At 71.9% G+C, this 19645-nt stretch carries 17 protein-coding genes and 1 pseudogene; 10 read left to right on the top strand and 8 right to left on the bottom strand.

Annotated features, from left to right (window positions below; genetic code table 11):
- The 6 genes and pseudogenes from EAO71_RS38215 to EAO71_RS13355 all read left to right on the top strand — a co-directional run.
- Positions 1-182: pseudogene (locus tag EAO71_RS38215) on the top strand (hypothetical protein); the annotation flags it as partial.
- A gap of 313 nt (positions 183-495) precedes the next feature.
- Positions 496-2262 (top strand): 2-isopropylmalate synthase, encoded by a 1767-nt coding sequence (leuA, locus tag EAO71_RS13375; protein WP_147977940.1) that lies wholly within the window; start codon positions 496-498, stop codon positions 2260-2262.
- Positions 2263-2918: 656 nt separating this feature from the next.
- Entirely contained in the window at positions 2919-3611 is a 693-nt protein-coding gene (locus EAO71_RS13370) for a TerB family tellurite resistance protein (protein WP_410093964.1), read from the top strand.
- Between the two features lie 162 nt (positions 3612-3773).
- Positions 3774-5852 (top strand): MMPL family transporter, encoded by a 2079-nt coding sequence (locus tag EAO71_RS13365; protein ID WP_147977938.1) that lies wholly within the window; start codon positions 3774-3776, stop codon positions 5850-5852.
- Between the two features lie 51 nt (positions 5853-5903).
- Positions 5904-7055: a sensor histidine kinase gene (locus tag EAO71_RS13360; RefSeq protein WP_147977937.1), complete on the top strand. Its 1152-nt coding sequence runs from the start codon at positions 5904-5906 to the stop codon at positions 7053-7055.
- On the top strand, positions 7052-7732 hold the full coding sequence (locus EAO71_RS13355) for a response regulator (protein WP_147977936.1): 681 nt from the start codon (positions 7052-7054) through the stop codon (positions 7730-7732). The genes EAO71_RS13360 and EAO71_RS13355 overlap by 4 nt, the downstream gene beginning before the upstream one ends.
- Here EAO71_RS13355 and EAO71_RS13350 read toward each other — a convergent pair.
- Complete coding sequence (locus tag EAO71_RS13350) at positions 7719-9095, bottom strand: FAD-dependent oxidoreductase (RefSeq protein WP_147977935.1); 1377 nt, start codon at positions 9093-9095, stop codon at positions 7719-7721. The two genes, EAO71_RS13355 and EAO71_RS13350, sit on opposite strands and share 14 nt — an antisense overlap.
- A 741-nt stretch (positions 9096-9836) precedes the next feature.
- Between EAO71_RS13350 and EAO71_RS13345 the strand changes: the two genes are divergently transcribed.
- The 3 genes from EAO71_RS13345 (at position 9837) to EAO71_RS13335 (ending at position 11766) form a co-directional block, all read left to right on the top strand.
- Positions 9837-10052: a hypothetical protein gene (locus EAO71_RS13345; RefSeq protein WP_147977934.1), complete on the top strand. Its 216-nt coding sequence runs from the start codon at positions 9837-9839 to the stop codon at positions 10050-10052.
- 112 nt (positions 10053-10164) lie between these two features.
- The gene (gene recO, locus EAO71_RS13340; protein ID WP_147977933.1) at positions 10165-10914 is read left to right on the top strand and encodes a DNA repair protein RecO; all 750 of its coding nucleotides are present in this window, start codon (positions 10165-10167) and stop codon (positions 10912-10914) included.
- 27 nt (positions 10915-10941) lie between these two features.
- Positions 10942-11766, top strand: a complete 825-nt coding sequence (locus EAO71_RS13335; protein ID WP_147977932.1) for an isoprenyl transferase — start codon at positions 10942-10944, stop codon at positions 11764-11766.
- A gap of 74 nt (positions 11767-11840) precedes the next feature.
- On the opposite strand, the gene EAO71_RS13330 is transcribed toward EAO71_RS13335, so the two are convergent.
- From EAO71_RS13330 to EAO71_RS13315, 4 genes are read right to left on the bottom strand one after another with little or no spacing between them, the layout of a single operon-like run.
- Positions 11841-12251, bottom strand: a complete 411-nt coding sequence (locus EAO71_RS13330; RefSeq protein WP_147977931.1) for a Fur family transcriptional regulator — start codon at positions 12249-12251, stop codon at positions 11841-11843.
- Between the two features lie 46 nt (positions 12252-12297).
- Positions 12298-13206 (bottom strand): metal ABC transporter permease, encoded by a 909-nt coding sequence (locus EAO71_RS13325; RefSeq protein ID WP_147977930.1) that lies wholly within the window; start codon positions 13204-13206, stop codon positions 12298-12300.
- A gap of 2 nt (positions 13207-13208) precedes the next feature.
- The gene (locus EAO71_RS13320; RefSeq protein ID WP_147977929.1) at positions 13209-13973 is read right to left on the bottom strand and encodes a metal ABC transporter ATP-binding protein; all 765 of its coding nucleotides are present in this window, start codon (positions 13971-13973) and stop codon (positions 13209-13211) included.
- 38 nt (positions 13974-14011) lie between these two features.
- On the bottom strand, positions 14012-14983 hold the full coding sequence (locus EAO71_RS13315) for a metal ABC transporter substrate-binding protein (protein ID WP_147977928.1): 972 nt from the start codon (positions 14981-14983) through the stop codon (positions 14012-14014).
- Positions 14984-15159: 176 nt separating this feature from the next.
- On the opposite strand from EAO71_RS13315, the gene EAO71_RS13310 reads away from it, so the two are divergent.
- Positions 15160-16542, top strand: a complete 1383-nt coding sequence (locus EAO71_RS13310) for a glycine--tRNA ligase (protein ID WP_147977927.1) — start codon at positions 15160-15162, stop codon at positions 16540-16542.
- 73 nt (positions 16543-16615) lie between these two features.
- On the opposite strand, the gene EAO71_RS13305 is transcribed toward EAO71_RS13310, so the two are convergent.
- The 3 genes from EAO71_RS13305 to EAO71_RS13295 all read right to left on the bottom strand — a co-directional run bounded on the left by EAO71_RS13305 (position 16616) and on the right by EAO71_RS13295 (position 19616).
- Positions 16616-17824 carry an MFS transporter gene (locus tag EAO71_RS13305; protein WP_187282737.1) on the bottom strand — a complete coding sequence of 403 codons (1209 nt, stop codon included), beginning with the start codon at positions 17822-17824 and terminating at the stop codon, positions 16616-16618.
- A gap of 164 nt (positions 17825-17988) precedes the next feature.
- Positions 17989-18573: a TetR/AcrR family transcriptional regulator gene (locus EAO71_RS13300; RefSeq protein ID WP_147977925.1), complete on the bottom strand. Its 585-nt coding sequence runs from the start codon at positions 18571-18573 to the stop codon at positions 17989-17991.
- Positions 18574-18602: 29 nt separating this feature from the next.
- Positions 18603-19616 carry an aldo/keto reductase gene (locus EAO71_RS13295; RefSeq protein ID WP_147977924.1) on the bottom strand — a complete coding sequence of 338 codons (1014 nt, stop codon included), beginning with the start codon at positions 19614-19616 and terminating at the stop codon, positions 18603-18605.
- Positions 19617-19645 lie beyond the last annotated feature (29 nt).

Genomic DNA, 19645 nt, shown 5'->3' with positions numbered 1-19645 from the left:
GCCACGGCACCGACCTGCCGGGCACCGAGGTCCGGGCCGAGGGGCAGGAGGCGACCGCCGACGCCACCGTGAACCGGGCCTACGCCGGGCTCGGCGCCGCGACCGCCGGGTTCCCGGACCGGGCCAGGTGCTCCAGCAGGTGCGGCGGCACGATCGTGCAGAAGACGGGGTGGTGGGCGTGACGGTGCGCGTGGGAGGTCATGCCGAAAATGTGGCACTGAGTCACACGTCTGTCACTAGCCGCGACCATGATCCGCGAAATGGAGTGATGCGTCACTCTTCGTCCTTGACGCGCCGGCCGTCCCGCATACTGAAACGGGACGTCCGGATCCACCGTCCCTGAGCTAGGCTGCGGCACATCATGCGTTTCGGGCTGCTTCTCCTTAGCTGCCGCGGCGAGGGCCTGTAGTCGTAGGCCGACCCCCTCCCCGCGGGACCTGGTGTTGCGTTCGACAGTCGGCCGTCCCTCCCGCCGGACCCGAGGAGCCCTACGCAATGTCCCAGCCTGTCGGCCGCCCCACGCCCATCACGAACGCCACCCGGACGCAGAAGCCGTCCGGGATGCCGATCCACAAGTACGGCCGCTACGAGGCCGTGCACATCCCCGATCGCACCTGGCCCGAGCAGCGGATCACCCAGGCCCCCCGCTGGCTGTCCACGGATCTGCGCGACGGCAACCAGGCGCTGATCGACCCGATGTCGCCCGCTCGCAAGCGCGAGATGTTCGACCTGCTGGTGCGCATGGGCTACAAGGAGATCGAGGTCGGCTTCCCGTCCTCCGGCGACACCGACTTCAACTTCGTACGGTCGATCATCGAAGAGGGCGCGATCCCGGACGACGTCACCATCTCCGTCCTGACCCAGGCCCGTGAGGACCTGATCGAGCGGACCGTGGAGTCCCTGGTCGGCGCCAAGCGCGCCACCGTGCACCTGTACAACGCCACCGCGCCCACGTTCCGCCGGGTCGTCTTCCGCGGCTCGAAGGAGGACATCAAGCAGATCGCCGTCGACGGCACGCGGCTGGTCATGGAGTACGCCGACAAGCTGCTGGGCGACGACACGGTCTTCGGCTACCAGTACAGCCCCGAGATCTTCACCGACACCGAGCTGGACTTCGCCCTGGAGGTCTGCGAGGCGGTCTGCGACGTGTGGCAGCCCGAGGAGGGCCGCGAGATCATCCTGAACCTGCCCGCCACCGTGGAGCGTTCGACGCCGTCCACGCACGCGGACCGGTTCGAGTGGATGTCCCGGAACCTGACCCGCCGCCCGTACATCTGCCTGTCCGTCCACCCGCACAACGACCGCGGCACCGCGGTGGCGGCGGCCGAGCTGGCCATCATGGCCGGCGCCGACCGTATCGAGGGCTGCCTGTTCGGCCAGGGCGAGCGCACCGGCAACGTCGACCTGGTGACCCTGGGCATGAACCTGTTCTCGCAGGGCGTCGACCCGCAGATCGACTTCTCGCAGATCGACGAGATCCGCCGCACCTCCGAGTACTGCAACCAGATGGAGGTCCACCCGCGCCACCCCTACGCGGGCGACCTGGTCTACACCGCCTTCTCCGGCTCCCACCAGGACGCCATCAAGAAGGGCTTCGACGCCATGGAGGCCGACGCGGCCGCCGCCGGCAAGACCGTGGACGAGATCGAGTGGGCGGTGCCGTACCTGCCCATCGACCCGAAGGACGTCGGCCGTTCCTACGAGGCTGTGATCCGGGTCAACTCGCAGTCCGGCAAGGGCGGCATCGCGTACGTCCTGAAGAACGACCACAAGCTGGACCTGCCGCGCCGGATGCAGATCGAGTTCTCGAAGATCATCCAGCAGAAGACGGACACCGAGGGCGGCGAGGTCACCCCGGCCGCGATCTGGTCGGTCTTCCAGGACGAGTACCTGCCGAGCACGGACAGCGCCGCGGAGCGCTGGGGCCGGATCCAGCTGCGCTCCGGGCAGACCACCTCGGACACGGACGGCACCGACACCCTGACCGTCGAGGCGGTCGTCGACGGGGTCGACACCGTCCTGACGGGCTCCGGCAACGGCCCGATCTCGGCCTTCTTCGCCGCCCTGCAGGCGATCGGCGTGGACGCCAGGCTGCTGGACTACCAGGAGCACACGATGAGCGAGGGCGCGTCCGCGCAGGCCGCCTCGTACATCGAGTGCGCCATCGACGGCAAGGTCCTGTGGGGCATCGGCATCGACGCCAACACGACCCGCGCCTCGCTGAAGGCCGTCATCTCGGCGGTCAACCGCGCCGCGCGCTGAGGCTCCGTACCGGCGGCCCCGTAACTCCTCAGGGAGTGCGGGGCCGCCGCCGTACCCGAACCGCGTCACCCTTTCGGGTTGCCGGCTCCGCGTCCCTCGTCGACTGCTCGGCGGCTCCTGCACAGGGGGCGCCACCCCACCTACGGGGTGCACCTCCGCGGCGAGACCGTGGGTCGTTCCGTGCGGGACGACTCCGCGGCCGGCAGCGCGGCTTTCCGCCAGATCCGGTCCCGGTCGCTCCGGAACCTCCCCCGGGCCGGGGGCGTGAGGACGAACCACACCTCCCGGCCCGGCGGCGGCCTTCCGGTCCGCCCGAGCCCCGGCGTCCACGACGGCGCCGGCCACCGCGCCCGAGCCCACCCCGTCCACCCCTGAGGGTGACCAGGCGATCACCGGGTCGGCGTTCGGTCCGGGGGCGGCGGGGGCCGCCGCGGTGGCCGTCCTGATCGGCGGCGGCCTCGTCGCGTACGCGGTGCGCCACCGCCGCGCCCGCACCTCCTGACGTGCCACGGGGCACGTCCGGCGGGCTCTCCGCGGGTGTCGTGTCTCGGCCATGTCGGTTGCGTTCTGCTGACGAGGTGCTGACGCCACATCATGGATGTGGCTAACATCACGCCAACGCCGGCAGTGCTGCCGGACCGTGGAGGAGGTGCGACGTGCGAGCTGCCCGAGGATCACGCGGGAGAAAAATGGGCGTCTGCGGCATTCGTACCTCCTGGAACACCGTCGGGGACGGCGAGTTCTTCTGCGAGGAGTGCGGCGGCGACCGCAACTACCGCCGCCGGACCGGCCGTCGTCGCTTCGCCGTGCTGGGCGTCCCGGTGCTGCCGCGCGGCCAGGCCGGACCGGTCGTCGAGTGCACCGCGTGTCAGACCCACTTCGGTACGGAAGTGCTCGACCACCCGACGACGAGCCGCTTCTCCGCCATGCTGCGCGACGCCGTGCACACCGTCGCCCTCGCCGTGCTCGCGGCGGGCGGCGCCTCCTCCCGCACGGCCGTGGACACCGCGGTCGCGGCGGTCCGCGCGGCCGGGTTCGCCGAGTGCACCGGCACCCAGCTCACCGACCTCGTCGAGGCCCTGGCCGCCGACACCGGTCGCTTCCTGCCGGACGTGGGCGGCGGGGGCGCCGCCCTGGCCATCGAACTCCACGAGGCCCTGGAGCCGCTCTCCCCGCACCTGGCCGCCTCCGGGCGCGAGTCGATCCTGCTCCAGGGAGCCCGGATCGCGCTCGCGGACGGCGCGTACAGCCCGGCGGAGCGGGACGTCCTGAGCACCGTCGGCAACGCGCTGGCACTGTGTGCCGACGACACCGCCCGGCTGCTCGCCACCGCCAGGACGCTCCTCTGACGCTCCCCGTGGAGCAGGCCGGCGTTACTCCCGGGGGAGTAACGCCGGCCCGGCACCCTCCCCGGCAGTACCCCGCGTCTCGGTCCCCGGGCCGACGAATGCGGCCCGCACCGGCGGGAGTCTGGGAACGACCCAGACGACCGTGCCGGAGGGAGGCCCGAGATGGGGGCCCCGAACAGGACCATCAGCGAGCGGCGCGGACGGCGCGCCATCCCCTGGGGGGTGCTCGCGCTGTGGGTGATCGTGCTCGCGATCGCCGCGCCCTTCGCGAGCGAACTCGGCACCGTGCAACGCGACCGGGCCGTCGACTACCTGCCCGCGAGCGCCGACTCCACCCAGGTCGCCACCCTCGGGGAACTGCTCCCCGGCGGCGACTCCACCGACCTCGTCCTCGTGTACCACCGCGACGGCGGTCTCACCCCCGGCGACCGCGAGACCGCGGCCCGCGAGGTCGCCCGGGTCGCCGCCGGGCATCGCCTCACCTCACCGCCGCGGCCCGTGCCCTCGAAGGACGGGACCACCCTCCTCTACGCCGTCTCCAGCACCGAGCCGGGGACGGACGAGAAGGCGAGGGACGCCCTCGTACAGGACGTCCGCGCCACCGTCAGCGGCCAGGTCGGCGGCCCCGGCGCCCTCGCCACCGACGCCGGCGAGGTCTACGAGTCACTCGACGGACCGCTCCTCTACACGACCGTCGCCGTCGTCGCGATTCTGCTGATCGTCATCTACCGCAGCCCGTTCCTCTGGCTCGTGCCCCTCCTCGTCGCCGGCGCCGCCGACTTCCTCTCCATGGCCGTGACCTACGCCCTCCACCAGGGGTTCGACATCAGCGTCTCCGGCCAGAGCACCGGCGTCATGACCATCCTCGTCTTCGGCGCCGGCACCGACTACGCCCTGCTCCTCGTCTCCCGCTACCGCGAGGAACTGCGCCGCACGCCACGCCCCTACGACGCGATGCTCACCGCCCTGCGCGGCTGCGGCCCCGCCGTCCTGGCCTCCTCCGGCACCGTCGCCGCCGGCCTGCTCTGCCTGCTCGCCGCCGACCTCAACAGCAGCCGGGGCATGGGCCCGACGGCCGCCGTCGGCGTGCTGTGCGCCCTGGTCGCCATGACGACCCTGCTCCCGGCACTCCTCGTCGTTCTCGGCCGGAGGGTCTTCTGGCCGCTGATCCCGGCCCACGGCGGTGAGCCGAAGACCGGGCGCCGTTCCTTCTTCGCGGCCGTCGGCGGCTCCGCGGGCCGCCGCCCCGTCGCCGTGCTGCTGACCGGCGCCGCCGCGCTCGCCGCCCTCGCCCTCGGCACCCTCGCCCTGCCGGGGGCGCTGAAGCAGGAGGACTCCTTCACCTCCACCCCCGAGGCCGTCGCCGCGATGAAGACACTGGCCGCCGCCTACCCGGAGGCGGGCACCCAGCCGATCACCGTCATCGCCCCGACCGCCGGCGCGGCCCGGGCGCTGGAGACCGCCCGGGCCACCGAGGGGGTCGAGAGCGCCGAGCGCGGCCGCAGCGGCGCGGGCTGGACCGAGATCTCCGTACTCGCCGACCATCCGCCCCAGTCCGCCGCCGAGACGGCCACCCTCAAGGAACTGCGCGCCGGGCTCGGCGAGGGCGTGTACGTCGGCGGGCCCAGCGCCGAACAACTGGACCTCACCGAGACCAGCCGCAGCGACAGCATGGTGATCGTGCCGCTCGTCCTCGTCGCGGTCCTGCTCATCCTGGTCGTCCTGCTGCGCAGCCTGATCGCCCCGCTGCTCCTGGTCGGCGCGGTCGTCGCCGTGTGGGGCGCGTCCCTCGGCATCGGCGGCCTGCTCTTCGAACCCCTCTTCGGCTTCGAGGGCACCGATCCCGGACTGCCGCTCCTCTCCTTCGTCTTCCTCGTCGCCCTCGGCGTCGACTACGGCATCTTCGTGATGCACCGGATGCGCGAGGAGTGCCTGGACGGGGCGGAGCCCGGCGCGGCGGCGCTGACCGCGCTGCGCACCACCGGCGGCGTGATCGCCTCGGCCGGCCTCGTGCTCGCCGCCACCTTCGCGGTGCTGGTGAACATGCCCCTGGTGCAGCTGGCCGAACTCGGCTTCGTGATCGCGGTCGGCGTGCTCCTCGACACCTTCCTCGTCCGCACCTACCTCGTCACGAGCGCGAGCGTGCTGCTCGGCCGGAAGGTGTGGTGGCCCGGACCGCTCGCCCGCCGTCCGGCCGCCGCACCCGCGACGCCGGCCGAGCGGACGCCCGCCGGCGTCTGACACCGACCACGGGCGGGCAGGGGCTCCCGGAGCGCCTGCCCGCCCGGGAGGATGAACCCCGTGGACTTCGCAGCCGCCTTCACCCGTGACCCGCAGGCCGCCCCGTACCCGGTGCGGTGCGACGCGACGGCCGCCGCCTGCTTCGCCGTCTTCGCCGCCGTGCTGGCGCTCGCCGTCGACGACGGCCGACGCCCCGACGCCCTCGGCTGGGCGTTGCTGCTCGCCGCACACGTGCCGCTGGCCTGGCGGCGGCGCGCCCCGCTGGCGGTGCTGATCGCGGTGGTCGCCGTGGTCGCGCCCTACCACGCGCTCGACTACATGCACCTGGCGCCGATCCCCGCCTCGATGACGGCGCTCTACACGGTCGCCTCCACCGGCCGGCCGCGTCGCACGCTGCTGGTCGGCGCCCTGGTCGTCGGCGTCATCCTCGCCGTCCAGACCCTCGTCGACCCGCACGAGGTGGTGGAGCTGCTGCGGGTCTCCGGCTGGGTGACCGCGATGCTCGTCTTCGGTGCCAGCGTCCGGCTCTACCGGCAGCTGGTGGAGAGCGTCGTGGAGAAGGCCGCCCGCGAGGGCGAGCGGAAGGTCGTCGAGGAGCGGCTGCGGATCGCGCGCGACCTGCACGATCTGCTCGCCCACTCCATCACCCTCATCGGCGTCCAGACCTCCGTCGCCGCGCACGTCCTGGTCGCCGATCCGGACCGGCTGGACCGGGAGGCGCTGGCGAAGGCCCTCGACGGCATCGCGCAGACCTGCCGGGAGGCGCGGACCGAGGTGCGTACGACGCTGGACGTGCTGCGGGCCGCGCCGGAGGGGCCGCTGCCGGACCTGGCCGGTCTGCCCGATCTCGCCCGGGCGTCGGGCGCGGCCCTGACGGTGCGGACGGGGCAGGCCCGGGTGCCGGCCGCGGTCGGGGCCGCCGCCTACCGGATCGTGCAGGAGTCCCTGACCAACGCCGTCCGGCACGGGGGACCGGGTGCGGCCGTGCGGGTCGACGTCGGCCTGGCGGACGAGGTGCTGACCGTGCGGGTCACGGACGACGGCACGGCGTCCGTCGCCGCGGGAGGGTCCGGCTACGGAATCCTCGGGATGCGGGAGCGGGCCCGGAGCGTGGGCGGCACACTGACCGCGGGCCCGCGCGTGTGCGGAGGGTTCGAGGTGGCGGCGGCCCTGCCGCTGCAGGCGCGGGAGGTCATGGCGTGAGCGCGATCCGGGTGCTGCTGGCGGACGACCAGACGCTGGTGCGGGCCTCGTTCGCGATGCTCGTCGACTCGGCGCCCGACATGGAGGTCGTCGGTCAGGCCGGGACCGGCCGGGAGGCCGTGGAGCTGGCCCGTTCGGCCCGGGCGGACCTGGTCGTCATGGACGTCCGGATGCCCGAGCTCGACGGGATCGGCGCGACCCGGCTGATCGCCGCCGACGAGGATCTGGCCGGGGTGCGGGTCCTGGTGCTGACGACGTACGACACGGACGAGCACGTGGTGGAGGCGCTGCGGGCGGGGGCGTCGGGCTTCGTGGTGAAGGACATCCGGCCTGCGGAGCTGCTGGACGCGATCCGCACGGTGGCGGCCGGGGAGGCGCTGCTCTCACCGGGGCCGACGGCCCGGCTGATCGCCCGGGTCCTGGCCGCACCGGAGGCTCCCTCGGCACGGTCGGCGGGCGGCCCGGACGAACTGTCCGAACGGGAGCGCCAGGTGCTGGCGCTGGTCGCCCGGGGGCTGAACAACACCGAGATCGCGGAGGCGCTGGGCCTGAGCCCGCTCACCGCGAAGACCCACGTCAGCCGCATCATGGGCAAGCTCGCGGCCCGGGACCGGGCCCAACTCGTCATCATCGCCTACGAGTCGGGCCTGGTCCGGGCGGGTGCTACCGGGGGGTGACGGCGTCGCTGGCGCGGAGCATGTCCTCGCGCTCGACTATCTTCACGCGCTCACGGCCCTCGGCCGCGCCGAGCGCCTTCTCGGCCGCGTCCAGCGCGTACCAGCCCTCCCACGTGGTGTACGTGAGGCCCTTGCCCTCCAGGAAGGCGACGACCGCGTCCGTCTCCGGGCTCTCCGGCGTGAGGAGCCGGCCGTTGGCGAAGTCGTCGAGCAGGTTCGCGACCGTCTCGTTGGCGTCGCCCTTGGTGTGGCCGATGAGGCCGACGGGACCGCGGCGGATCCAGCCGGTGACGTAGGTCGACGCCATGTGCGCGCCGCCCTCCTCGACGACCCGGCCGCCCTCGTCCGGAACGGTGCCGGAGGCGGTGTCCCAGGGCAGCTTGGGCAGTTCGTCGGAGAGGTAGCCGACCGCGCGGTACACGGCCTGGACGTCCCAGTCGGTGGTCGCGCCGGTGCCCTTGACGTTGCCGGTGCCGTCGAGCTCCGTGCGCTCCGTGCGCAGGCCGACGACCTTGCCGTCCTCGCCGAGGATCTCCACCGGGGACTCGAAGAAGTGCAGGAACAGCTTGTGCGGGCGGTCGCCGGCGTCGCGGATCGCCCAGTTCTCCAGGGTCTTGGCGACCATGTCGGTCTGCTTGTTCTTGCGGCGCTCGGCGATCGAGCCCTCGTCGTAGTCGATGTCCTCGGGGTTGACGATGACCTCGATGTTGGGGGAGTGGTCCAGCTCGCGCAGCTCCATCGGGCTGAACTTCGCCTGCGCCGGGCCGCGGCGGCCGAAGACGTGGACCTCCAGCGCCTTGTTCGCCTTCAGGCCCTCGTGGACGTTCGGCGGGATCTCCGTCGGCAGCAGCTCCTCGGCGGTCTTCGCGAGGATGCGGGCGATGTCGAGTGCCACGTTGCCGACACCGAGCACCGCGACCTTCTCGGCCTCCAGGGGCCAGGTGCGCGGCACGTCCGGGTGCCCGTCGTACCAGGAGGCGAAGTCGGCGGCACCGTAGGAGCCGTCCAGCTCGACGCCGGGGATGCGGAGCTCACGGTCGGCCATGGCGCCCGTGGAGAAGACCACGGCGTCGTAGAAGGCGCGCAGGTCGTCCAGGTGGACGTCGGTGCCGTAGTCGATGTTGCCGAAGAGGCGCACCTGCGGCTTGTCGAGGACCTGGTGCAGGGCGGTGATGATGCCCTTGATCCGCGGGTGGTCGGGGGCGACGCCGTAGCGGATGAGGCCGAAGGGAGCGGGCATCCGCTCGAAGATGTCGATCGACACGCCCGGCTCGGCGGCGGCCTCGGACTTCAGCAGCGCATCGGCGGCGTAGATCCCGGCAGGGCCGGCGCCGACGATCGCGACCCGGAGAGGGCGGGGCATGTCTGGGTTCCCTTCGCAAGCGGCGTGACGACCGAGTGGTGCCGTCACTTAGGTCACCCTAAATAATCGACTCGGCGGACCGGTACCCGCCCCCCGTCTATGACCCCATAAGGCGGACTTATGGGTTCTATAAGTCCGATCGAGGATGGGTGGCCCGCGGCTTGCCCCTGAGACGTTCGTTCGAGAATGCGAAAACGTGAGCGCTTCACGGTCGCGGGGTGGCGCGCCCCTCCGGCTTCGGACGCGGCTTTCGCGCGGCCCGCCCCGACCGGCCGTGTATCCGCGGCTTTCGCGCATTCGCTTTCCCGGCCCGTTCCGGCGAAAACCGGACGACTCCCCGAGTTCTTCCGGTGTTTTCCCCGAGGGCTCCCCGGAGCCCCTGACGTCGACCTTTGGCCATGGATCGACTCCCTTGTCCGGCAAGGGCTTTGGGGACCGCGCGAATCTGCCGATTGTACGGATCGGGCGCCACTCAGGTGGTGGTAAGCGGGAATTGGATTCGGAAAGGGGCGCGTTGGTGAAGGAAGAAGAGGAGCGGCCGGAAACGGGAACCGTACGGGAGGGGAAGGAAATGACGGTGGCGCGGCGGGACGGAATCGGGCGGGCGGGACTCGTCCCGCCCTCGCCCGGCGCGACGTCCTCGCCGCCGATCCCCGGGGAGCCGCTCGTCGGACGCGGACATCGCACGCAGGGCGCGGCGCGCCGGTCGGCCGCCGCGCCCCCGGGAGAAGAGAGCCGGCCATGCAGCTGCCCATCGGGTCGTACGTCGTCGACATCCGCACCGGGAAGGTCGGCACCGTCATGGGGCACGAGGGGCCGTATCTCCAGCTGAGACCGCTGGGCGGCGGGCGCGAGTGGGACTGCGACCCTGAGGGCGTCCGGGTCGCCACTGCCGCCGAGCGGCTGAGCGCGGCCACGGCGCTCGCGAACGCGCGCAGCCGCGGCGAGGTGCCGTGATCTCCCCGGAACCGTCCTGCCGGTCACCCGGCTCGCGGAGCCCGGTCCGGTCATGGACATGCACTGCCGAAGGCGCACACGGGAGCCCCCTCGCGTACGCGAGAATGGGCCCATGAGTCTGTTCCGCGACGACGGCATCGTGCTGCGCACCCAGAAGCTGGGCGAAGCGGACCGCATCATCACGCTCCTCACGCGCGGTCACGGCCGCGTACGCGCCGTGGCCCGCGGGGTGCGGCGCACCAAGTCGAAGTTCGGTGCCCGGCTGGAACCCTTCTCGCACGTGGACGTGCAGTTCTTCGCCCGGGGCAGCGAACTCGTCGGCCGCGGGCTGCCCCTGTGCACGCAGAGCGAGACCATCGCCGCGTACGGCAGCGGGATCGTCACCGACTACGCCCGCTACACGGCCGGCACCGCGATGCTGGAGACCGCGGAGCGGTTCACGGACCACGAGGGCGAGCCGGCCGTCCAGCAGTACCTGCTGCTGGTGGGCGGGCTGCGGACGCTCGCGCGGGGCGAGCACGCGCCGCACCTCATCCTCGACGCCTTCCTCCTCCGCTCGCTCGCCGTCAACGGCTACGCGCCCAGCTTCGAGGACTGCGCGAAGTGCGGCATGCACGGTCCCAACCGGTTCTTCTCGGTCGCGGCGGGCGGAGTCATATGCGGCGACTGCCGGGTGCCCGGCAGCGTCGTACCCTCTCCGGAGGCCATCGGCCTGCTCAGCGCGCTCCTCACCGGCGACTGGGCGACGGCGGACGCGTGCGAGCCGCGTCACGTCAGGGAGGGCAGCGGGCTGGTGTCCGCCTATCTGCACTGGCACCTGGAGCGCGGCCTGCGCTCGCTGCGGTACGTAGAGAAGAGCTAGACGCTCGAAGCTAGGAGAGTTGACCTCATGGCCATGGCACGAATCCTCGGACGGAACCGGCGGGAGTACAAGGTTCCCGAGCCGCACCCGTCCGGCGCGCGCCCGCCGAAGATCCCCGGCGAGCTGGTGCCGAACCACGTGGCCTGCGTGATGGACGGCAACGGCCGCTGGGCGCAGGAGCGCGGCCTGCCGCGCACCGAGGGCCACAAGGTCGGCGAGGGCGTCGTCCTGGACGTGCTCAAGGGCTGCCTGGAGATGGGCGTCAAGAACCTCTCCCTCTACGCCTTCTCCACGGAGAACTGGAAGCGGTCCCCGGACGAGGTCCGCTTCCTCATGAACTTCAACCGGGACGTCATCCGCCGCCGCCGCGACGAGATGGACGAGCTCGGTATCCGGATCCGCTGGGTCGGCCGCATGCCGAAGATGTGGAAGTCGGTCGTCCAGGAGCTTCAGGTCGCCCAGGAGCAGACCAAGGACAACGACGCTATGACGCTGTACTTCTGCGTGAACTACGGCGGCCGGGCCGAGGTCGCGGACGCGGCTCAGGCGATCGCGCGGGACGTGGCGGCCGGGAAGCTCGACCCGGGCAAGGTCAACGAGAAGACCTTCCAGAAGTACCTGTACTACCCGGACATGCCGGACGTGGACCTCTTCCTGCGTCCCAGCGGCGAGCAGCGGACCTCGAACTACCTCATCTGGCAGAGCAGTTACGCGGAGATGGTCTTCCAGGACGTGCTGTGGCCGGACTTCGACCGCCGTGACCTGTGGCGCGCCTGCGTGGAGTACGCCTCCCGCGACCGGCGCTTCGGCGGCGTCTCGGCCGAGGACCTGGCCGGGCTGGACAAGGCCTAGGCAGCGTCCAGAGGGTCCGGGTACGCGAAGGGGCCCGCACCGGTTCGTCCGGTGCGGGCCCCTTCGCGTACGTCCTACTCGGTCGCGCAGTCCGCGCACGTCCCGAAGATCTCGACCGTGTGCGCCACGTTCACAAAGCCGTGCTCCGAGGCGATCGCCTCGGCCCACTGCTCCACCGCCGGGCCCTCGACCTCGACGGCCTTGCCGCACACGCGGCAGACCAGGTGATGGTGGTGGTCGCCCGTCGAGCAGCGGCGGTAGACGGTCTCGCCCTCGCTCGTGCGCAGCGCGTCCACCTCGCCCGCGTCCGCGAGGGACTGGAGCGTGCGGTAGACCGTGGTCAGGCCGACCGAGTCGCCGCGGTGCTTGAGCATGTCGTGCAGCTCCTGAGCGCTGCGGAACTCGTCCACCTCGTTCAGCGCCGCGGACACCGCGGCCCGCTGCTTCGTCGAGCGCCCGCGTACGGGGGGTCCTGCCGTCGCCACGGGGGCCTCCTTGTGAGTCGTCTGCCCCCGCCATTCTGCCAGGCTGCTAGAGCGTGGCATCGTCCGTCGCGCGCCGTGTGGCCGGAACCGCCACGTCGCACGCCGCCGCCGGTGACGCCACCCCCGCCGCCTCCACCGCACGGGCCCGGCGCCTCGCCAGCGGCGTGGCCAGCGCGGTGAGCACGACGAAGACGCCGATGGCGAGCAGCACGATCGTCGCGCCGGGCGGCAGGTCCTGGTAGTACGACGTGATCGTCCCGGACAGGGTGACCCCGGTGCCGATCAGCACCGCGAGCACGAAGGTCGTCCGGAAGGACCGGGACAGCTGCTGGGCCGCGGCCACCGGGACCACCATCAGGGCGCTGACGAGCAGCAGGCCCACCACCCGCATCGCGACCGTCACGGTCACCGCGGCGGTGATCGCGATCAGCAGGTTCATGGCCCGGACCGGCAGTCCGGTGACCCGGGCGAACTCCTCGTCCTGGCTGACCGCGAAGAGCTGGCGGCGCAGCCCGACCGTGACGAGGACCACGAAGGCGGCCAGCACGGCGATCGCGGTGACGTCCTCGGACGAGACCGTCGACAGGGAGCCGAAGAGGTACGAGTTCAGGTTGGCGTTGGAGCCGGTGTCCGAGAGGTTGATCAGCAGGACGCCGCCGGCCATGCCGCCGTAGAAGAGCAGCGCGAGCGCGAGGTCGCCGCGGGTCCTGCCGTACGCGCGGATCAGCTCCATCGCCACCGAGCCGGCGACGGCGACCAGCGTCGCCATCCAGATGGGGCTGGAGTTCAGCAGGAAGCCGAGACCGACTCCGGTCATGGCGACGTGGCCGATGCCGTCGCCCATCAGCGCCTGGCGGCGCTGGACGAGGTAGATGCCGACGGCGGGGCCGGTGATGCCGACGAGTACGGCCGCGAGGAGCGCTCGCTGCATGAAGGCAGGCTCGAGGAAGTCCATGATCAGGTCAGCAGTCCCGTGCGGAGCGGCTCACCGGCCGCGTGCGGATGTACGTGGTCGTGGCCGGGCAGCGCGTGCTGTCCGACGGCCTGCGGGGGCGGGCCGTCGTGGACCACGCAGCCGTCGCGCAGGACGACCGCGCGGTCGATCAGCGGCTCCAGCGGGCCCAGTTCGTGCAGGACGAGCAGGACGGAGGTGCCGCCGGCGACCTGCTCGCGCAGGGTCGAGGCGAGGATCTCCTGGCTGGCCAGGTCGACGCCGGCCATGGGCTCGTCCATGATCAGCAGTTCGGGCTCGGAGGCGAGCGCGCGGGCGATGAGGACGCGCTGGTGCTGGCCGCCGGAGAGGGCGCTCACCGAGTCCCGGGCCCGGTCGGTGAGGCCGACCAGCGCGATGGCGCGGTCCACGGCGGCCCGGTCGGCGCGGGTCAGCCAGCCGAAGGCGCGGCGGGAGAGCCGGCCGGAGGCGACGACCTCGCGGATCGTCGCGGGCACGCCGCTGGCGGCGGTGGTGCGCTGCGGCACGTAGCCGACGCGGGCCCAGTCGCGGAACCGCTTCTGCTCGGTGCCGAAGAGGGAGATCGTGCCGCCGGTCAGCGGCACCTGGCCGATGACGGAGCGCACGGCGGTCGACTTGCCGGAGCCGTTGGCGCCGAGCAGGGCGACGACCTCGCCGCGGTGCACGGTGAGGTCGACGCCGCGCAGCACCGGGCGCGCGCCGAGGGCCGCCGTGGCTCCGCGGACGGAAATGACGGGTTCCAGGGCCATGACGCGTGCCTCCGATGCGTGCGTGCCGTGCGTGGGTGTCACTTGGCGCCGAGGGCCTTCTTCAGCGCGGCGAGGTTGGACTGCATGACCTCGATGTAGTCATCGCCCCGGGACTTGTCGGTGATTCCCTCCAGCGGGTCGAGGACGTCGGTCCTCAGTCCGGTGTCGCCCGCGAGGGTCTTCGCGGTCTTGTCGCTGGCGAGGGTCTCGAAGAAGACGGTGGAGACCTTGTCCTTCTTCGCTGTGTCCTGGAGTTCCTTGACGCGGGCGGGGCTCGGCTCCGACTCGGGGTCGACGCCGGTGATGCCCTCCTGGTCCAGGCCGTAGCGCTCGGCGAGGTAGCCGAAGGCGGAGTGGGTGGTGATGAAGGTCTTCGTGGCCGTGTTCCGCAGGCCCGACGCGAAGGCGGTGTCCAGCTCGCCGAGCTTCTTCACCAGCGCGTCGGTGTTCTTCCGGTAGTCGGCGGCGTTGGCCGGGTCGGCCTTCTCCAGGGAGGCGCCGACGCCCTTGGCGACCTCGGCGTACTTCACCGGGTCGAGCCAGATGTGCGGATCGGTGCCGGCCTCGCCGTGGTCGTGGCCGTCGTCGGCGCCGTGTTCCTCGCCGTGGTCGTGGCCGACCGCGGTGCCGTGCGCCTCGAGCTCGGTGAGGGTGGCGGCGTCGACGGTGTGCTCGACGCCGGCCTGCTTGATCGCGTCGTCGACGGCGGGCTGGACGCCCTTGAGGTAGAGGATGAAGCCGGCCTCGCCCAGCTCTCCGATCTGCCGCGGCTTGAGGTCCAGGTCGTGCGGCTCCACGCCCGGCTTGGTGAGGGTGGTGACGGCGACGTGGTCGCCGCCTATCTGCTCGGCCAGGTACTGCATGGGGTAGAACGACGCCACCACGTCCAGCTTGCCGTCGCTGTTCTTGCCCGCGGCGCCTGAGGTTCCGGAGCAGGCGGAGAGCGAGACGAGGCCGAGCGCGACGGCTCCGGCGACGGCGGTGGCGGGTATGAGGCGGCGTACGTTCATGACACTCATTTTCAACAAAACTGGAAACGATTGTCAATTGTGCTTCCTGTGGGCCCGGCCACGGGGCTCTCGGCCCGCCCGCGAGCGGGCCCGGTGCCGAACCGATTTGATACGGGGGGTGCGGGCGCCGGTAATCTGAAGCATTCGCACTTCGTCGTCGTAATGAAGAGAGCACCGTGGCCGCCGACAAGATCGACACCATCGTCAGCCTGAGCAAGCGCCGTGGCTTCGTCTACCCCTGCAGTGAGATCTACGGCGGCCAGAAGGCCGCCTGGGACTACGGGCCGCTGGGTGTCGAGCTCAAGGAGAACATCAAGCGTCAGTGGTGGCGTTACATGGTCACCTCGCGCGAGGACGTCGTCGGTATCGACTCGTCGGTGATCCTGGCCACCGAGGTCTGGGAGGCCTCCGGCCACGTCGCCACCTTCACCGACCCGCTGACCGAGTGCACCTCCTGTCACAAGCGCTACCGCGCCGACCACCTGGAGGAGGCGTACGAGGAGAAGCACGGCCGTCTCCCCGAGAACGGTCTCACCGACCTCAACTGCCCCAACTGCGGCAACAAGGGCACCTTCACGGAGCCCAAGCAGTTCTCCGGCCTGCTCTCCACGCACCTCGGCCCGACCCAGGACTCCGGCTCCGTCGCCTACCTGCGCCCCGAGACCGCCCAGGGCATCTTCACCAACTTCGGCCAGGTGCTCCAGACCTCGCGCAAGAAGCCGCCGTTCGGCATCGCGCAGATGGGCAAGTCGTTCCGGAACGAGATCACCCCGGGCAACTTCATCTTCCGCACCCGCGAGTTCGAGCAGATGGAGATGGAGTTCTTCGTCAAGCCGGGCGAGGACGAGCAGTGGCACGAGTACTGGATGGAGCAGCGCTGGAACTGGTACACGGGCCTGGGTCTCCGTGAGGAGAACATGCGCTGGTTCGAGCACCCGCAGGAGAAGCTCTCCCACTACTCCAAGCGCACGGCCGACATCGAGTACCGCTTCCAGTTCGGCGGCAGCGAGTGGGGCGAGCTCGAGGGCGTCGCCAACCGCACCGACTACGACCTGAACGCGCACTCCAAGGCGTCCGGCAACGACCTGCAGTTCTTCGACCAGGAGGCCGGCGAGCGCTGGACGCCGTACGTCATCGAGCCGGCCGCCGGTGTCGGCCGCACGATGCTGGCGTTCATGCTCGACGCGTTCAACGAGGACGAGGCCCCGAACGCCAAGGGCGTCATGGAGAAGCGCACCGTGATGCGCTTCGACCCGCGCATCGCGCCGGTCAAGGTCGCCGTCCTGCCGCTGTCCCGCAACGCGCAGCTGTCGCCGAAGGCCAAGGGCCTCGCCGCCGACCTGCGGCAGAACTGGAACATCGAGTTCGACGACGCCGGTGCCATCGGCCGCCGTTACCGTCGCCAGGACGAGATCGGTACCCCGTTCTGCGTCACCGTCGACTTCGACACCCTGGACGACAACGCGGTGACCGTGCGTGAGCGCGACACCATGAAGCAGGAGCGCGTCTCCCTGGACCAGATCCAGGGCTACCTGGGCAGCCGCCTGCTCGGCTGCTGACGCCCCGCCGTCCCCACGGCGCGTCCGTACGACGAAGCCCCCGGTTCCGTGAAGGAACCGGGGGCTTCGCGCGTCACGGCCCCGGGGCGGCCGGCTCCTCCGCCGGGCGCGCGTCGGGGGCGGCCCTCGGGAGCAGGAACGGGGTCGCCAGGGCGAGCAGTCCGGCGAGCGCGAGCGCGGCACGGGGGCCGGCCAGTCCGGCCAGGAGTCCCCACAGGGCGGTGATCGCCGCGATGGCGAGCTTGGCGCTGACCGACCAGGCCGACAGGGTGCGGACGACCCGGTCCGGCGGCGTGAGCTCCAGCCGGGAGGTGGCGAGCAGCGGGTTGAACACCCCGATGCAGGTGATCATCCCGAGTTCGAGGGCCGCGACGAGGACCAGGCCGGGGAGTCCGGGCCCCACGAAGGCGAGTCCGGGCAGCCAGCAGGCCCGCAGCGTTCCCGCGACGCGCAGGACCCGGTGCCGGCCGTAGCGGACGACGAGCCGGCGGGACAGCCGTGAGCCGATCAGGCCGCCGAGGCAGGGCACCGCGAAGACCAGGCCGTACTGCCACGGGGCGAAGCCGAGCGGGCCCAGCATGAGCACGGCCAGCAACGGTGAGGTCGCCATGATCAGGCCGTTGACCAGGAGGGCGTTGAGGAACAGCGGACGCAGCGCGGAGTCGGCCAGGATGAAACGCCATCCGTCGAGCAGTTCGCCGGCCCGCAGCCGCGACGGGGGGCCGGCTCGCTCGGGGCGGGCCTCCGCACGGCGGATCGCCCGGATGCCCGCCGCCGACAGCAGATGGCTGACCGCGTCGGCCACCACGCTCGCCACCGGACCGAGCAGTCCGATCGCGGCCGTGCCGAGGGGCGGCCCCAGCATGGTGGCCGTCCAGGTCGTCGCCTCCAGCCGGCCGTTCGCGGCGAGCAGGCCCTCGCGCGGCACGAGCTCCTTCAGGCAGGCTCCGGCCGCCGCCTGGAAGGTGATGCCCGCCGCGGCCATGACGACCGAGACCACCAGGAGCTGGGCGAAGCCGAGCAGGCCGAGCGCGTACGCGGCGGGAACGCTGAGCAGGGCCGCGCACCGCACCAGGTCGGCCGTGATCATCACCGGCCGCTTGCGCCGGAACTCCACCCAAGGCCCGAGCGGCACCGCCACCACCGCGCCGACCGCCACCCCGGTCGCGGCCAGCGCCGACACCTGCGCCGGTCCCGCGTCCAGCACGAGGATCGCGATCAGTGCGAACGCGTCGAAGGCGAAGAACGTGCCGAAGGTGCTGACCGCGTTCGACGCCCACAGCCACCGGAAGTCCCGCCCGAGGGAAGCCCCGGCCCCGCCCGCGCGCTCCCCGCCCTGCCGGCGCSGCGCCGGGAGGGACGCTTCCGGGAGGGCGGCCCACCTCGGTCGCCGGGTGCGCGGCTTCCGGCCGGCGACCCGGTCCGATCGACGTGGCACGACGCCTCCTAGGCGCGCAGGCCGCGCAGCAGCAGGTCCACCACGGCGTCGAACTCGCCGTCGATCGAGGGGCGTTGCCATTCGGGGGCGTAGGCGGGGTCGTGGAAGCGGGCGGTCGCGTCGAAGACGGCGCGAGCCGTGGCGTCCGCGTCGGCGGCGGTGAACTCCGCGTCCCGGGTGCCCTCCTCGACGATCGTGCGCACCTGACCGATGAGAGCGGCGACGTGGTTCTCCACCACTCCGCTGTTCTCGTCGATCAGCACGCCGTAGGTGGCGAACAGCTCGGGGTCGTCGCCGGCCTTGCGGCGCTTGGCCGCGAAGAGGGTGGCGAGCCAGTCGCGGAGCTTCTCGGAGGCCGCCCGGTCGGTGGCCGCGGTCACCTCGGCGAGCGCGCCCTCGGCCCGGGAGAGCCAGCGCTCGGTGACGGCCTCGCGCAGTGCCGCCTTCGTGCGGAAGTGGCGGTAGACACTGCCGTGGCTGACTCCCAGCACCCGGGCCACGTCGACGACCGTCGCCTTGGCCGGCCCGTAGCGCCGCAGCACCTCCTCGGTGGCTTCGAGGATGCGCTCTGCGGTCAGGGTCTCGGACGACATGGAAGGACAGTACCTGTCGGCCGGCGGGGTCAGTGCTCGCTGTCCAGGTGCGCCATCTGCGCTGCCGGGTAGCGGTCGCCGGCCGCCGCGCCCACCGGGACGGCCTGCTCGATCGCGTCCAGGTCGGCCGCGTCCAGCGTGACGTCCAGGGAGGTCAGCGCCTCGGCGAGACGGTCCCGGCGGCGGGCGCCGATCAGCGGCACGATGTCGACGCCGTGCCGCGGGCCCTGGGCGAGCACCCAGGCGATGGCGGTCTGGGCGACCGTCACACCCTTGGTCTCGGCGACGGCGCGCAGCCGGTCCACCAGGTCGAGGTTCCGGTCGAGGTTGTCGCCCTGGAAGCGCGGGCTCATCCCTCGGAAGTCGCCCGGCGCGAGCTCGCGGTCCCGGGAGAAGTGGCCGCTGATCAGTCCGCGCGAGAGCACGCCGTACGCCGTGACGCCGATGCCCAGCTCGCGGGCCGCGGGCAGGATCTTCTCCTCGATCCCGCGGGATATCAGCGAGTACTCGATCTGCAGGTCGGAGATCGGGGCGACCGCCGCCGCCCGGCGCAGCGTGTCCGCGCCGACCTCGGAGAGGCCGATGTGACGGACGTGCCCCGCCTCGACCAGCTCGGCGATCGCGCCGACCGTCTCCTCGATCGGGACGTCGGGGTCGACCCGGGCGATGCGATAGATGTCGATGTGGTCGGTGCCCAGGCGCTGGAGCGAGTACGCCGCGAAGTTCTTCACCGCGGCCGGCCGGCCGTCGTATCCGGTGAAGCCGCCTTCGACCGTGCGCAGGGCGCCGAACTTCACGCTGGTCAGCGCCTGCTCGCGGGCCTCGGCCGGGGCGGTGCGCAGCGCTTCGTTGATCAGCAGTTCGTTGTGCCCCATGCCGTAGAAGTCGCCCGTGTCGAGGAGGGTGACGCCGGCGTCGAGGGCGGCGTGGATCGTCGCGATCGACTCGGCGCGGTCGCTCTCCCCGTACAGCGCGGACATGCCCATGCAGCCGAGGCCGAGCGGGAAGACACGAGGGCCGGTGGTGCCGAGGGTGCGGTTCATGACGGTCTCCTCTGAGAAGAAGCGGTCGG

It is taken from the genome of Streptomyces sp. MS191, from assembly GCF_008042125.1.
Taxonomy (GTDB): Bacteria; Actinomycetota; Actinomycetes; order Streptomycetales; family Streptomycetaceae; genus Streptomyces.
Note: the sequence above shows the minus strand (reverse complement) of the source record. Positions and strands in the feature narration are given on the sequence as shown.

Coding starts and splice junctions, on each gene's coding strand:
- leuA (WP_147977940.1), top strand. CDS start 496: ATGTCCCAGCCTGTCGGCCGCCCCACGCCCATCACGAACGCCACCCGG.
- EAO71_RS13365 (WP_147977938.1), top strand. CDS start 3,774: ATGGGGGCCCCGAACAGGACCATCAGCGAGCGGCGCGGACGGCGCGCC.
- EAO71_RS13360 (WP_147977937.1), top strand. CDS start 5,904: ATGAACCCCGTGGACTTCGCAGCCGCCTTCACCCGTGACCCGCAGGCC.
- EAO71_RS13350 (WP_147977935.1), bottom strand. CDS start 9,095: ATGCCCCGCCCTCTCCGGGTCGCGATCGTCGGCGCCGGCCCTGCCGGG.
- EAO71_RS13345 (WP_147977934.1), top strand. CDS start 9,837: ATGCAGCTGCCCATCGGGTCGTACGTCGTCGACATCCGCACCGGGAAG.
- recO (WP_147977933.1), top strand. CDS start 10,165: ATGAGTCTGTTCCGCGACGACGGCATCGTGCTGCGCACCCAGAAGCTG.
- EAO71_RS13335 (WP_147977932.1), top strand. CDS start 10,942: ATGGCCATGGCACGAATCCTCGGACGGAACCGGCGGGAGTACAAGGTT.
- EAO71_RS13325 (WP_147977930.1), bottom strand. CDS start 13,206: ATGGACTTCCTCGAGCCTGCCTTCATGCAGCGAGCGCTCCTCGCGGCC.
- EAO71_RS13320 (WP_147977929.1), bottom strand. CDS start 13,973: ATGGCCCTGGAACCCGTCATTTCCGTCCGCGGAGCCACGGCGGCCCTC.
- EAO71_RS13315 (WP_147977928.1), bottom strand. CDS start 14,983: ATGAACGTACGCCGCCTCATACCCGCCACCGCCGTCGCCGGAGCCGTC.
- EAO71_RS13300 (WP_147977925.1), bottom strand. CDS start 18,573: ATGTCGTCCGAGACCCTGACCGCAGAGCGCATCCTCGAAGCCACCGAG.
- EAO71_RS13295 (WP_147977924.1), bottom strand. CDS start 19,616: ATGAACCGCACCCTCGGCACCACCGGCCCTCGTGTCTTCCCGCTCGGC.